Raw genomic sequence first — 13,610 nt, 5'->3', positions numbered from 1 at the left:
TCGATGAAAAATCATCGACCCGGTCAGGGATCACTCGTGGAAAGGAGCAAGATCGCCGGGGCGGCGCAGCATCTTGTTGACTTCGTCGAAATGCATTTCTTCCTCGACGATCATCTCCCGGGCGAATTCTTCGAGCAGCACGGATTTCCCTTGTGTGATCTTCAGGAGGTCATGGTAGCCCTGAAGTGCGAGGCGCTCGTGCTCGAGGCTTTCGCGCAGAATCTCGTCGATGTCATGGCGATGGGTCTCGAGCAGGGTACCGATCTTGAGCGAGGGATGTCCGCCAAGCAAGGTGATCATCTCGCCAACGCGCAGGGCGTGGTCGAGCCCGTCTTTGGCGTTGTCTTTGAGCCAGGAGACGATGGGGATCCGATTGTACCCGTAGACCATGAGCGAGTAATGAGTGTAGCGTACGACGCCTGCAAGTTCAACCTCGAGCACGCGGTTGAGCGCTTCGATGGCGGCGATACGGTCGGCGTCCGATAGAGTGTCTATCATGATGAGATCCTTTCGGGATGGAAACGGGAGTCATGTCAATTCACTGGGAGCTTGCGTCATCGGTAGCGTCTTTCGCGGTTTCATTCTCCTCGAGGCGGGGGAAAAGGGTACGGGCAAGCGCGGAGACGCTGGGATTGTCGACGAAGACGCAGCGTTTGCCCGTGCGTTTGCAGTGGTCCTTGACGCGCCAGTAGGCTTTGTGGCTGATGCATCCCGTCTGGCAAATGACGAGGTCGGCCGCGGCGAGGTTGGCGTCGAGTTGCCCGAGATTGTCTTCCAAGCCACCATCGTGGTGAACGAATCGTCCGCCGATCCGTTCGATGACTCCGCGATAATCGGTGATGTTGCCGCTTCGTCCGCCCACGCAGAGGATGGTCTTGTCCAGCAGCTCAGGTTCGATGGTGACCGGTGGCGGCAGATGCCTGGCGGAGGAGCAGGTTGCCGCGCAGCTTGACGGTTCTGGTTCGTTTTGGCGCCGTCGTGAGGCAGCGAGTTCGCTTTGGGCTCGGGAGAGTTCCTGGCGCAGGGCGGCCAGTTGCTGCTCGAGCGCCTTGGTGTGCGCTTTTTCGGCGGCGAGTTTGCGCTTGAGCTGCAGGCGTGCTTCGAGCTCGGGTACCGTTTCGCGTATTTCGGCCAAGTCGCTGCGCAGACAGGCGATTGTCGTGTCGCGGCACAGCAAGGTGGCGCGCGCTTGCATCAAATCCTGGCGGAGTCGTTCGAGCTCCCGGGTCTTCTCCGTCACGAGGCGGGTGCACCGCTCTTGGACCTTGCCGAGTTCTCGCAGCAGGGTGGCATTTTCCTGCACCAGCGCCTCGAAACGGCTACGCTCGACACGGGTGGTGGCGCCAGCCTGGTGCTGCAGCATGTGCATTTCCCGGCACAACGCGAGTTCGAGGGCAGGGGTACAGCGTGGATGGGTGAGCGCGGCCCAAAATGGCCCGGCCACGTCGCCCTCGTCGACGGCTTCCTGCCACAGGGATTCGAGCGCCTCGCTCGTCTTGGCCGCCTTGTAGCGGCGGATCACGGTGGCGTAGCGGCGATCGAGTTCGTCTTGCAGCAACTCGGAGAGCCGGTTACGGCTGCTGCAAGCATTGACGGCACCGACGTGCAGGTCGTAATCTTCCAGTGGGGCTGCCCGATCGAGCACTTTGCCAACCAGTTTGCGCAGAACCGATAGCGGCAGACAGACACCGATCACGGGGCAGTGGCTTTCCCTCGACAGCTCCCATAATCGGCGCCGACGGGAACCGAGGCGGGAGAAGAAGGATAGGGGCGGGGGTTCGAGAGTGAGCGGACTCATGGTAGAGGCAAAGGCGCTCTCGCACATGGTTTCGTTCTCCTTGCGGCCGAAGACGGATATCGGATGGCATCAAACGATGCGATGGCGTGATTGTAAACGATAACCATTTTCATTTGCAAGAACTATCGAAACTCCGCGATCAAAAATCCGCGTCATGGGGGCTACAGATTCGATTCGTATCTTGCAAGAAGGCCGGAGGAAGGGAGTCCGGGCTCAGGACGTGCTGTCCGGGGGCTCCACCCATTCGTAGATCTGCAGGCGCTTCGGGTCGCAGGCGCAGCAGCTCTTGCCGCAGGACGAGCCGGCGGGAAGACGGCGTATGCGGCCCTTGCGCTCGAGCGTGGCGAGCATGGCCTCGACCGCTTCGGGCGCGGCCTGCAGGGCCGTGGCCAGATCGTCGAGGCTGACACGGCGGTGCAGGCGCAGGGTCTCAGTGAGGCGGGAGAGGATCATGCGGAACCCTCCTGACGGACGGTCTTGGTGCTTCCGGCTGCCGCCGGCGAGAGGAATGCGCCACCGCGGCGCATGAGGAGATAGGCGAGGACGAAGAACGCGGCGATGCCCGCGATCCAGGCGGCGGAGGTGAGCGGAGAGCGGGGCAGGCGGGCCAGCTGATAAAAAATCGTTGCCGCGGCCCAGGCGATGCCCGTCGTCCAGGCGACGACGAAGAGCGTCCAGCGTCGACCGGATTCCTGGTAGATGGCGGCAGTGGCGGCGGTGCAGGGGGTGTAGAGCAGGATGAAGAGCAGGTAGGCAAACGCTCCGACCGCGCCGTCGAACCGTTCGGCCATGGCACCGAAGGCGGCCTGCGAGACTTCCTCGCGTTCTTCCTCGGCCTTGTGCAGTCCCAGGGGGTCGGCCCAGGAGCCGAGCGCCTCGGCGAGGTTCTGCGGAATGGTAGCAAACGCCGCCGCGATCGCCTCGCGTAGCGAGAAGGGGGTTTCTTCTTCCGTGTCGGCGTTCTCGGTGGCAAGTGCCGTATAGGTGGCGTTCAGGGTACCGATCACGGCTTCCTTGGCGAGCACGCCGGTGAAGATGCCCACCGTGGCGGGCCAGTTGTCTTCGGTCAGCCCCATGGGGGCGAACACGGGGGAGAGGGTACGGCCGACGGCGGCGAGCACGGATTTGTCGCTGTGCTCGTTGCCGTAGCTGCCGTCGGTGCCGATCGCGTTGAGGAAGTTGATGACTACGACCATGGGGACGATGAGCCGGCCAGCGCGCACGATGAAGGTCTTGAGGCGCTCCCAGGTGTGCAGCAGCACGCCGCGCGCGGTGGGCAGGTGGTAGGGCGGCAGCTCCATGATGAAAGGCGTGGCCTCGCCCTTGAGCAGGGTGTTTTTGAGGATGAGCCCGGTGAGCACCGCCACGGCGATGCCGATGAGGTAGAGGGCGAAGATGACGTTCTCGCCGCCCGTGGGGAAGAAGGCGGCGGCGAAGAGTGCATAGACGGGCAGGCGCGCGCCGCAGGACATGAAGGGGGCCATGGCGATCGTCATGAGGCGGTCGCGGCGGTGCTCCAGGGTGCGCGTGGCCATGATGGCCGGGACGTTGCAGCCGAAGCCGACGATGAGCGGCACGAAGCTCTTGCCCGGCAGCCCTACCCAGCGCATGAATCGGTCCATGACGAAGGCGGCGCGCGCCATGTAGCCCGAATCTTCGAGCATTGAGAGGAAAAGGTAGAGGAAGCCGATCACCGGGATGAAGGTGGCCACCGTCTGGATGCCACCGCCCACGCCGTGGGCGAGCAGCCCGGTGAGCCAGTCGGGCGAGCCGATGGCGTTGAGCGCCTCGGCGAAGCCATCGACGAAGATCGCCCCGGCGAGCTGGTCGAAGAAATCGATGAAGGCCCCGCCCACGCGGATCGTGAAGAGGAACATCAGGTACATCGCCACAAGGAAGATGGGGATTCCCAGGGCGCGGTTGAGCACGACGCGGTCGATCCGCTCGGTGAGGTCGGCCGGGGCTTGGCCGGCAACGTGCACGGCGTGATGCACGATGTCGTTGGCGAGGCTATAGCGGGCGTCTGCCACGAGGATGTCGAGTTCGCCGCCGAAACGCTCGGCAAGGGCTTGGGCGCGCCGGGCGAGGGGTTCGTCTACGCTCGCGCGCGCGAGCGCGTCGCCCTCGAGCAGCCGCACGGCGAGCCAGCGCGGGGACCAGCCTTTCTGCGCGGCGATCGGTTCGAGCTCGGGCACGAGTTCGGCGAGCGCCGTTTCCACTTCCTCCCCATAGGGAACGGCGCGCGGCTGGGGGGCGGTGACGATGGCTTGCCGGATCGCCGCCTTGAGCTCGGCGATGCCCCGGTTCTCGCTGGCGACGATCGGGACTACGGTGCAGCCGAGCCGCTCACTAAGCGCCGCCACGTCGATCTTCATGCCTTTCTTCTCGGCGACGTCGACCATGTTGAGCGCGACGAGCAGCGGCACCTGCATCTCCGCCAGCTGCAGCGTGAGGTAGAGATTGCGCTCGAGGTTGGCGGCGTCGACGACGTTGACCACGAGGTCGGCCTCGCCCGAGAGGACGTAATCGCGGGCGATGCGCTCGTCGAGCGAGATGTCTTCGCCCACGACGTCGAGCGAATAGGTGCCGGGCAGGTCGACCACCTCGACTTCATCGCCTTCGAAACGGTACTCGCCGGTCTTTTTCTCGACGGTGACGCCGGGCCAGTTGCCCACGCGCTGCTTGGCGCCGGTGAGCGCGTTGAAGAGCGTGGTCTTGCCGCAGTTGGGGTTGCCGACGAGGGCGATGGTGTAGGCGTTTTTCATTGGATTTTTTCCACCTCCACGGCGGCGGCTTCGCTCTTGCGCAGCGACAGGGAAAAGCCGCGGGTGCGGATCTCGAGCGGATCGCCCATGGGGGCGATGCGGGTGACGACGAGCTCGGCCCCGGGCGTGAGGCCCATCGCGAGCAGCTTGCGGCGGTAGGATTCGCCGCCGGGCGCATAGCCGGTGACGCGGGCGCGCTCGCCCACGGCGAGGTCACGCAGCAGCATGGGCATCGCGTTCCGCCACGAGGGATTCATGCACCAGGATCTTGTGCGCCATGCCGCCGCCGAGTGCGAAGCGCGTCTCGCCGCGCTTGACGACGAATTTTCCGCCCTCGCGTTGCTGCAAGGTGATCTCGCAGCCGACGTTCAAGCCGAGTTCGGTGAGACGGCGCGTGAATTCGGCGCCGCCGTGGAGCGCGGCGATGCGCAGGCGGCAACCGAGCGGGGCCACGGGAAGGGGAAAGGCTTTGGCGGCGGACTCAGGAACCATGGCAAGACTCCGGGTAGCGATGGGCAAATTCGATCGGTTGGATAGGCCTGATTGATTATAGTTCTCATTTACTGGCGTAGCAAGGGCTTTTTTTAAAATTTTGCACCGGATTTTTCTTTTTGCTGCAGTGGACTTGGCGGCTCGTTCCGGGTTCAGAGCATACCGAGTTGCGCGAGCGAGACGACGTTACCTGCCGTGACGATGAAATGGTCGAGCAGGCGTACGTCGATGAGCGCCAGCGCCTCGCGCAGCGTGCGGGTAAGTGCGGCATCGGCGCGGCTCGGCTCGGCGGCGCCGCTGGGGTGGTTGTGCGCGACGATGACGGCGCTTGCGTTGGCGTGGAGCGCCAGCTTGACGAGTTCGCGCGGGTGGACGGCCGTCTGGTCGACGGTGCCGCGAAAGAGTTCGTGGGCGGCGAGCAGGCGGTGGCGGTTGTCGAGCAGCAGGGCGTAAAAGACTTCGTGCTCCAGCCCGGCGAGCCGCAGGCGCAGCCAATCCTTGACGCTCTCGGGATCGGAGAGAAGGTCGGCTTCGCGGGCGGTTTCGGCCAGCGCCCGGCGGGCGAGCTCGAAGGCGGCCTGGAGCTGCGCGTATTTGGCCAGGCCCACGCCATGCACGGCGGCGAAGGCTTTGGGCTGGGCGGAGACGAGCGCGCGCACGCCACCGAAGTGTGTGAGTAGGTCGCGCGCGAGATCGACGGCGCTCTTGCCTCGCACGCCGACCCGGAGGAAAATCGCCAGGAGCTCGGCGTCCGAGAGGGCTGAGGCGCCGCGTTCGAGCAGTTTCTCGCGAGGGCGTTCCTGTTCTGGCCAGTCGGTGATGGGCATGGGGCGCCTGCGCAGCGAACGAGACGAGATGCATTTTCCATGAAGTGCGCCCCGGGCGCAACGGGGAAGAGGAGAGAAGATGGAGCGCAATGAAAGCGGGGCGCCGCCCTTTCTGTTCGGTCGGCGGATCGTGCTGGGCGTGACGGGGGGGGTGGCGGCCTACAAGGCGGCCGAACTCGTGCGCCGGCTCGTCAAGGCCGGAGCGCAGGTCGACGTGGTGCTCACGCCGGGCGGGGCGCATTTCGTCACGCCCACCACCTTCCAGGCGCTCTCGGGGCGGCCGGTGTGGTGCGACCCTTGGGACGAGCGACGCGCCAACGCCATGGCGCACATCGATCTCACGCGCGGGGCGGACCTGCTGCTGGTGGCGCCCTGCACGGCCGATGCCATGGCGCGCTTCGCCCAGGGGCAGGCCGACGATCTGTTGGCGACGCTCGCGCTGGCGCGCGCCTGCCCGATGGCCGTGGCGCCGGCGATGAACCGCCAGATGTGGCTGCATCCGGCCACGCAGCGCAACCGGGAACGGCTCGTCGCCGACGGCGTGCTCGTCTGGGGGCCCGCCGAGGGCGAACAGGCCTGCGGCGAGACCGGTCCCGGGCGCATGATCGAGCCCGAGGAGATCGTGGCGCGGCTGGAAGCGTTTTTCGCGCCGAAGTGGTTCTCCGGGCATGCGGTGCTGGTCACGGCCGGGCCGACCTACGAGCCGCTCGACCCGGTGCGCGTGCTCACCAACCTCAGTTCCGGCAAGATGGGCTATGCGCTGGCGCAGGCGTTCGCGCAGGCCGGCGCCGCGGTGACGCTCGTCTCCGGCCCCGTGAGCCTGCCCACGCCCTTGGGCGTGACGCGGGTGGACGTGACCACCGCCGAGCAGATGCGCGCGGCGGTGCTGGAGCGCGTCCCGGGGCATCGCATCTTCGCCTCGGTGGCGGCGGTGGCCGACTATCGGCCGGCGCGCGTCTCGCCGCAAAAGATCAAGAAGGGGGCGGAACGGCTCACGCTGGAGCTGGTGCGCAATCCCGACATCCTCGCCGAGGTGGCGGCGCTGCCCGAGCCGCCCTGGTGCATCGGGTTCGCCGCCGAGAGCGAGAATCTGGACGAATACGCCGAGCGCAAGCGCCGGGAAAAAGGGCTGCAGCTGGTGGTCGGGAACCTCGTGCAGGAGGCGATGGGGCGCGACGAGAACACCGTCGTGCTCTACGACGAGAACGGCCGCATTCCCTTGCCGACTGCGGACAAGGTCCAGGTTGCCTGGGGCATCGTGCGGCACGTGGCGCAGCGCCTTGGCTTGATCGACACGGCCGTGGAACGGGGGGATCTATGAGCGCTCCGACGCAGGGTAATGACGAAGTGACGGTGCAGGTGCGCTTTCTCGACGAGCGCATCGCGGCCCGCCCGCCGCAGTACGCCACGCCGGGTGCCGCGGGAATGGACCTGCGCGCGGCGATCGCGGCTCCGTTCGAGCTCGAGCCCGGTGCCACGGCGCTCGTGCCCACCGGCATCGCGCTCCATCTGGCCGATCCGGGCCTTGCGGCCCTCATCCTGCCGCGCTCGGGGTTGGGACACAAGCACGGCATCGTGCTGGGCAACCTCGTCGGGCTCATCGATTCGGACTATCAGGGAGAGATCCTCGTGTCGCTGTGGAATCGCGGCGATGAGGCGTTCGTGGTCGAGCCGCTCGCGCGTATCGCCCAGCTGGTGATCGTGCCGGTGATCCATGCGCGTCTCGTCGCGGTGGAGTCGTTCGACCCGAGCGAGCGGGGCGCGGGCGGATTCGGCAGCACGGGGCACGCTTGAGCGCCACGCCAGTGCGGTTCGCCATCCCCACCGCGGTGCAGGTACGGCTCTTCGACGAGCAGGGCCGGGTGCTTTTCCTGCGCCGCGCCGGTACGGGCTTTTTCGACGGGTTCTGGAGCCTGCCGGGCGGGCACGTGGAAAACGGCGAGAGCCTGCGGCAGGCCGCGGTGCGCGAGCTCGCCGAGGAGCTGGGCATCGAGGTGGCGCAGGAGGCGCTCACGCCGGTGGCGGTGGTGCATCGCGCATCCGACACCAACCGCATCGAGTTCCTCTTCGAGGCACGTCGCTGGCAGGGGGAAGCGCGCATCGCCGAGCCGCACCGCTGCGACGGATTGTGTTGGGCCGATCCAGCGCGGCCGCCCCAGCCCTTCGCGCCCTACCTCGCGGCGGTGTGGTCGCGGTTGGGGCAGACGTGGTTGCTCGAGGTAGGATGGGACTGACGCCCGGTGAGAGGCGGTTTCTGGCGTGCCGCGCATTCCCTTTTCCTCTTTTGCCGCAAGCTGCGGCGGGGGCTTTCGATGGCGCCGCGGCCTGCAGTTCTGCTGGCGCCGCGCCGCGTTAGCCCGTAAAATGGCGCCTTTGCGCCGCCATCGAGCATCCGGACGGACTATGAGCGAAGAAAAACCCACGTTTCAGGACCTCATCCTGCGCCTGCAGCGCTACTGGGCCGAGCTGGGCTGCGTGCTGCTGCAGCCCTACGACCTCGAAGTGGGCGCGGGAACCTCGCATACCGCCACTTTCCTGCGGGCCATCGGCCCCGAGCCGTGGAACGCCGCCTACGTGCAGCCCTCGCGCCGGCCCAAGGACGGGCGCTATGGGGAGAACCCCAACCGGCTGCAGCACTACTACCAGTTCCAGGTGGTGCTGAAACCCTCGCCGCTCGACATCCAGGATCGCTACCTCGCCAGCCTCGTGGCGCTGGGGATCGACCCGCGCGAGCACGACGTGCGCTTCGTCGAGGACGACTGGGAGAACCCCACGCTCGGCGCCTGGGGTCTGGGCTGGGAGGTGTGGCTCGACGGTATGGAAGTGACGCAATTCACCTACTTCCAGCAGGTCGGCGGCTTGGACTGCCGGCCGGTGCTGGGCGAGATCACCTACGGGCTCGAGCGCCTGGCGATGTACCTGCAGGGCGTGGAGAACGTCTACGACCTCGTCTGGACGCGCACGGGCGACGGCCGGGTGGTCACCTACGGCGACGTCTTCCACCAGAACGAGGTGGAGCAATCGAAGTACAACTTCGAATATTCCAACGTGCCCCTGCTCTTCGAACTTTTCGGGCATTTCGAGCTTGAAGCCAAGCGGCTGATCGAGGCGGCGCTGGTGCTGCCCGCCTATGAGATGGTGCTCAAGGCTGCGCACACCTTCAACCTGCTCGATGCGCGCGGGGCGATCTCCGTGACCGAGCGCGCCGCCTACATCGGGCGCATCCGGGCGCTCGCCCGCGCGGTGGCGCAGGCTTATCTCGCCAGCCGCGAGGCGCTGGGCTTTCCCATGCTCGCCGCGGCCGCAAAGAAAGGAGCCTGAGTCATGAGTGAACGGGAAACCCTGCTGGTCGAACTCGTCACCGAGGAACTGCCGCCCAAGGCGCTGCCGCGGCTGGGCGAAGCCTTCGGGCGCGGTGTGCTCGAGCGCCTACAGGCGCGGCGCCTGGTCGATGCCGACGCGCCCTGGCGCTGGTTCGCCAGCCCCCGGCGGCTGGCGGTGCAGGTGAGCGGCGTGCGCGAGCGTGCGCCCGATCAGGCCAAAGAAGAACGCCTCATGCCCGTGGCGGTGGCGTTCGATGCCGCCGGCAAGCCCACGGCGGCGCTGGAAAAGCGCCTCGCCGCCAAGGGGCTCACGCTGCAGAACGCCAAGCTCGAGCGCCGCATCGAGGGCAAGCAGGAAATGCTCTACCTGCACACGGTGGAAGCAGGGGCGCGGCTCGACGAGGCGCTCGCCGTGCTCGTGGCCGAGGCGATCCGCGCCTTGCCCATCCCCAAGCTCATGCGCTGGGGCTCGGGCGAGGCGCAGTTCGTGCGCCCGGTGCATCGCCTGGTGCTGCTGCACGGCGCACGGGTGGTGCCGGGGCGAGTGCTCGACCTGGACTCGGGCCGCGAGACCCTGGGGCATCGCTTCATGAGCCGCGGTGCGATCGAGCTCGCCCATGCCGAGGCCTATGAGCCGACGCTGCGCGCCGAGGGCAAGGTCATCGCCGACTTCGCCGAGCGGCGCGCCGAGATCGAACGCCAGCTGCAGGAAAAGGCCGCCGCCGAAGGGGGCGTTCTGGGCGAGCATGCGGCGCTGCTCGACGAAGTAACCGCCCTCGTCGAGCATCCCACCGTCTATGTCGGGCGCTTCGAGGAGGAATTCCTCGCCGTTCCGCCCGAGTGCCTCATCCTGACGATGCAGGCGAACCAGAAGTATTTTCCCTTGTTCGATGCGCAGGGGCGGCTGACGAACCGCTTTCTCATCGTTTCGAACATGCACCTGTCCGAGCCCAAGAGCCGCAACATCGTCGAGGGCAACCAGCGGGTGGTGCGCCCGCGCCTGGCCGATGCGCGCTTCTTCTACGAGCAGGACCGCAAGGAACGGCTGGAATCGCGCCTGCCGCGGCTGGACGCCATCGTCTATCACAACCGCATCGGCACCCTGGGCGAGCGCGTGGCGCGGCTGGAATCGCTCTCAGGCTGGCTCGCCGAGCGGCTGGCCGCCGACGTGGCGCTCGCGCGGCGTGCGGCAAGGTTGGCGAAGTGCGACCTCGTCACCCAGATGGTGGGTGAGTTCCCCGAGCTGCAGGGTGTGATGGGGCGCTACTATGCGCTCGCCGACGGGGAGCCGGAAGCGGTGGCCGAGGCGATCGAGGATCACTACAAGCCGCGCTTTGCCGGCGACACGCTGCCGCGCCGGCTCACGGGGAAAATCCTGGCGCTCGCCGAGCGGCTCGACGCGCTCGCCGGGCTCTTTGCCATCGGCGAGATCCCCACCGGCGAGAAAGATCCCTATGGTCTGCGCCGCGCCGCGCTGGGGGTGCTGCGCATCGCCGTCGAGACGCCGCTGCCACTCGAGCTCGACGCGGCGATCGAGCGCGCGCTCGCCGAGCAGCCCCCGGCGGTGCGTGCCCAGGCTCCGGCCGATACCGTCGAGAAACTGCGCCGCTTCTTCGACGAGCGTCTGCGCCATTGGCTGCGCGAGGCGGGGCATGCGCTCGATGCGATCGATGCAGTGCTCGCGCTGCGCCCGGGCCGCATCGACACGGTGCCGGCGCGGCTCGAGGCGGTGGCCGCTTTCCTTGAGGCGCCGGAAGCGCCCACGCTCGCCGCGGCGAACAAACGCATCGCCAACCTGCTCAGGAAAGCGGGCGAAGAGGGCGCGGCGCACGTCGACGTGGCCCTCTTTGCCGAACCCGAGGAGAAGGCGCTCTTCGAGAAGATGCACGCCGTGGCGCCTTACGTCGCCTCGCATCTGGAAAACGAGGCCTACGCCCAGGCGCTCAGCACGCTGGTGGCGCTCGCCGCGCCGGTGGATGCCTTCTTCGATCGCGTGATGGTGCTGTGCGACGAGCCGCTCTTGCGCGCCAACCGTCTGGCGCTGCTGCGCGAGCTGTGGCGGCTCATGAACCAGGTGGCCGACCTGTCGGTACTCGCGCGCGAGGCCGGCGCCTGAGGGGGGCAGCGATGAAACTCATCGTGCTGGATCGCGACGGGGTGATCAACGAGCATTCCGAGCAGTTCGTCAAGAGTCCGGAGGAATGGATCCCCATTCCCGGTTCGCTCGAGGCGATCGCCCAGCTCACCCAGTGGGGCTGGCGCGTGGTGATCGCCACCAACCAGTCGGCGATCGGTCGCGGCCTCATCGGCATGGATACCCTCAACGCGATCCACGAGACCATGCTGCGGCGCCTGGCCGAAGTGGGCGGGCGCATCCACGCCATCTTCTTCTGCCCGCACGCCGAAGTGGAGAACTGCGCCTGCCGCAAACCCAAGCCGGGGATGCTGCTCGAGATCGGGCAGCGCTTCGGCGTGGATCTGTCGCAGGTGCCGGCGGTGGGCGACGGCATCCGCGACATCCAGGCGGCGGTTGCCGCCGGCTGCCGCCCGTGGCTGGTGCTCACCGGCAAAGGGCGGCAGACGTTGGCAAGCGGTCTGCTGCCGGAGAACGTGACCATCGCCGAAGATCTGGCCGAAGTCGCCCGCCGGCTCACGGAGTCGCCATGAGCCCCCGCCGCGCCCCGCTCTCGGCCTGGATCCGCTCGATCCTCTTCGTCGTGCTCATGACGCTCGTGACGGTGCCCTATTCGCTGGTGACGGTCGCCGTGCGTCCCTTGCCGCCGCTGCCGCGCCATCGCATCGTCAGTTTCTGGGCGAAGATCACCGCCTTCCTCATCTGGCACGTGCTCGGCATCCGCTGGCGGGTGGAGGAGAGGGAGAATATCCCGGCGCGGCCCTGCGTCTTTCTCGCCAAGCACCAGTCGGCCTGGGAGACGCTGGTGCTGGAGGCGATCCTGCCGCGGCTCGTCTTCGTGCTGAAAAAGGAGCTGCTGCGCATCCCCTTCATCGGCTGGGGACTGGCGAGCTGCTCGATGATCGCCATCGACCGCAACGACCGGCGCGGCGCGCTGCAGCAGGTGATCGAGCAGGGCAAGGAGCGGCTCGCGCAGGGCTTCTCGGTGCTCATCTTCCCCGAAGGCACCCGGGTGGCGCCGGGGCACACGAGGCGCTATCTCGCTGGCGGCGCGGCGCTTGCCGTGTCGGCGGGCGTGCCGGTGGTGCCGATCGCGCACAACGCCGGTGAATTCTGGCCCAAGGGGGCCTTCGTCAAGATCCCGGGTGAAGTGCTGGTGTCGATCGGACCGCCGATCGATCCCCAGGGAAAGAGCGTCGACGAGGTCAATCGCCTGGCGGCACAGTGGATCGAGGCCGAGATGCGGCGCCGCTTCCCTTGGCATTATGGCGACGGCGACGTGACGGCGGGGGTGCGAGCGTGAGCGAGAAAAAGGAAAGGAAACCCCCGCGTCCGGTCTGCGGTGCCGAGACGCGGGAGAAAATCCTCGATGCGGCCGAGGCGCTCTTTGCCGAGCACGGCTTCGAAGGCGCTTCCATGCGCATGATCACTGCCCGCGCCGGGGTCAACCTCGCGGCGGTCAATTATCACTTCGGATCCAAAGAGAACCTGCTGCGCGAGATCTTCCGCCGGCGTCTGGCCGAGATCACGGAGGAGCGACGACGCCGCCTGGCGCAGCTTCAGCGCGACGCCGAGGCGCTGGGAAAGGCGGTGCGACCCAGTCGCATCGTCGAAGCCTTCTTCGCCCCATTGCTGGAACTGGCCCGCACGGAAGGAGGGCGGCGCTTTCTCCAGCTCCTGGGCCGGACGATGACCGATCCGAGCGCCTTCGTGCGGCACGTGCTCGCCAAGGAGTACGGCGACGTCACCGACGAATACCTCGAGGCGCTCTACCGCTCCCTGCCGGGCGTGCCGCACGCGGAGATCTTCTGGCGTTTCCACTTCATGCTGGGTGCCGTCTCCTATGCCATCGCCGGCGCCGAAGGTCTGCAGGCCATCGCCGGTGAGTCCTTCGACGATCACGATCCGGCCAAGCTCGAAGCCCGGCTCATGAGTTTCCTCCTGGGGGGATTGCGTGCGCCGCTGCCGGATTTCGCGGCGCAATCGCACGTCGGCTGAGCTTGGCGTATCATGATCCGGTGCGCGAATCCTTCGCAGGATCGCGCCGTGATCCACTTCCCGGAGGAGCTCATATCTAGTATTTAATAATGTGCACTATAGTGCATAATGGTGCATATGGAAAACACGATGAGCACAGGAAAAGCGGCGAAGTTGCTCGGCGTATCGGTCAAGACGCTGCAACGATGGGAACGCGAGGGTCGTCTTGTTCCGATAGCGCGGACAGACAGCAACCGACGTCGTTAATGGCGAGGCGCTGAAGAAGGGTGCGCA

15 protein-coding genes and 1 pseudogene are annotated in these 13,610 nt (G+C 66.9%); 9 read left to right on the top strand and 7 right to left on the bottom strand.

What is annotated here, in order from left to right; genetic code table 11:
- Window positions 1-30: 30 nt before the first annotated feature.
- The 7 genes from H607_RS0105185 to radC form a co-directional block, all read right to left on the bottom strand.
- Window positions 31-498: a ferritin-like domain-containing protein gene (locus H607_RS0105185; RefSeq protein WP_037989614.1), complete on the bottom strand. Its 468-nt coding sequence runs from the start codon at window positions 496-498 to the stop codon at window positions 31-33.
- A gap of 40 nt (window positions 499-538) precedes the next feature.
- Window positions 539-1,696: a DUF2325 domain-containing protein gene (locus tag H607_RS0105180; protein WP_211218482.1), complete on the bottom strand. Its 1,158-nt coding sequence runs from the start codon at window positions 1,694-1,696 to the stop codon at window positions 539-541.
- A gap of 315 nt (window positions 1,697-2,011) precedes the next feature.
- Complete coding sequence (locus H607_RS0105175) at window positions 2,012-2,251, bottom strand: FeoC-like transcriptional regulator (protein WP_028874552.1); 240 nt, start codon at window positions 2,249-2,251, stop codon at window positions 2,012-2,014.
- The gene (gene feoB, locus H607_RS0105170; protein ID WP_028874551.1) at window positions 2,248-4,563 is read right to left on the bottom strand and encodes a Fe(2+) transporter permease subunit FeoB; all 2,316 of its coding nucleotides are present in this window, start codon (window positions 4,561-4,563) and stop codon (window positions 2,248-2,250) included. Before feoB ends, H607_RS0105175 begins: the two co-directional genes overlap by 4 nt.
- Window positions 4,560-4,790 (bottom strand): FeoA family protein, encoded by a 231-nt coding sequence (locus tag H607_RS0105165; protein ID WP_028874550.1) that lies wholly within the window; start codon window positions 4,788-4,790, stop codon window positions 4,560-4,562. The genes feoB and H607_RS0105165 overlap by 4 nt, the downstream gene beginning before the upstream one ends.
- Window positions 4,777-5,055 carry a FeoA family protein gene (locus H607_RS11825; protein WP_051240675.1) on the bottom strand — a complete coding sequence of 93 codons (279 nt, stop codon included), beginning with the start codon at window positions 5,053-5,055 and terminating at the stop codon, window positions 4,777-4,779. Before H607_RS11825 ends, H607_RS0105165 begins: the two co-directional genes overlap by 14 nt.
- A 152-nt stretch (window positions 5,056-5,207) precedes the next feature.
- Window positions 5,208-5,882, bottom strand: a complete 675-nt coding sequence (gene radC, locus H607_RS0105155; protein ID WP_028874549.1) for a RadC family protein — start codon at window positions 5,880-5,882, stop codon at window positions 5,208-5,210.
- A 79-nt stretch (window positions 5,883-5,961) separates the two neighbouring features.
- On the opposite strand from radC, the gene coaBC reads away from it, so the two are divergent.
- The 9 genes and pseudogenes from coaBC to H607_RS13740 form a co-directional block, all read left to right on the top strand.
- The gene (gene coaBC / locus H607_RS0105150; protein ID WP_037989611.1) at window positions 5,962-7,203 is read left to right on the top strand and encodes a bifunctional phosphopantothenoylcysteine decarboxylase/phosphopantothenate--cysteine ligase CoaBC; all 1,242 of its coding nucleotides are present in this window, start codon (window positions 5,962-5,964) and stop codon (window positions 7,201-7,203) included.
- A gap of 26 nt (window positions 7,204-7,229) precedes the next feature.
- Window positions 7,230-7,676 (top strand): dUTP diphosphatase, encoded by a 447-nt coding sequence (gene dut, locus H607_RS0105145; protein WP_028874547.1) that lies wholly within the window; start codon window positions 7,230-7,232, stop codon window positions 7,674-7,676.
- Window positions 7,673-8,116, top strand: coding sequence for an NUDIX domain-containing protein (locus H607_RS0105140; RefSeq protein ID WP_269745010.1), 444 nt, complete (start codon window positions 7,673-7,675; stop codon window positions 8,114-8,116). Before dut ends, H607_RS0105140 begins: the two co-directional genes overlap by 4 nt.
- A 169-nt stretch (window positions 8,117-8,285) precedes the next feature.
- Window positions 8,286-9,203, top strand: a complete 918-nt coding sequence (gene glyQ, locus H607_RS0105135) for a glycine--tRNA ligase subunit alpha (protein WP_028874545.1) — start codon at window positions 8,286-8,288, stop codon at window positions 9,201-9,203.
- A gap of 3 nt (window positions 9,204-9,206) precedes the next feature.
- A complete protein-coding gene (gene glyS / locus H607_RS0105130; RefSeq protein WP_028874544.1) occupies window positions 9,207-11,321 on the top strand; it encodes a glycine--tRNA ligase subunit beta in 2,115 nt (704 codons plus the stop codon).
- A gap of 11 nt (window positions 11,322-11,332) precedes the next feature.
- Entirely contained in the window at window positions 11,333-11,872 is a 540-nt protein-coding gene (gene gmhB / locus H607_RS0105125) for a D-glycero-beta-D-manno-heptose 1,7-bisphosphate 7-phosphatase (RefSeq protein ID WP_028874543.1), read from the top strand.
- On the top strand, window positions 11,869-12,642 hold the full coding sequence (locus H607_RS0105120; RefSeq protein WP_028874542.1) for a lysophospholipid acyltransferase family protein: 774 nt from the start codon (window positions 11,869-11,871) through the stop codon (window positions 12,640-12,642). Before gmhB ends, H607_RS0105120 begins: the two co-directional genes overlap by 4 nt.
- Complete coding sequence (locus H607_RS11820; protein WP_037989607.1) at window positions 12,639-13,337, top strand: TetR/AcrR family transcriptional regulator; 699 nt, start codon at window positions 12,639-12,641, stop codon at window positions 13,335-13,337. Before H607_RS0105120 ends, H607_RS11820 begins: the two co-directional genes overlap by 4 nt.
- Window positions 13,338-13,445: 108 nt before the next feature.
- A pseudogene (locus H607_RS13740) lies at window positions 13,446-13,577 on the top strand (MerR family DNA-binding transcriptional regulator); the annotation flags it as partial.
- Window positions 13,578-13,610: the final 33 nt, after the last annotated feature.

Origin of the sequence: Tepidiphilus margaritifer DSM 15129, from assembly GCF_000425565.1 — a bacterium.
GTDB lineage: Bacteria > Pseudomonadota > Gammaproteobacteria > Burkholderiales > Rhodocyclaceae > Tepidiphilus > Tepidiphilus margaritifer.
Note: the sequence above shows the minus strand (reverse complement) of the source record. Positions and strands in the feature narration are given on the sequence as shown.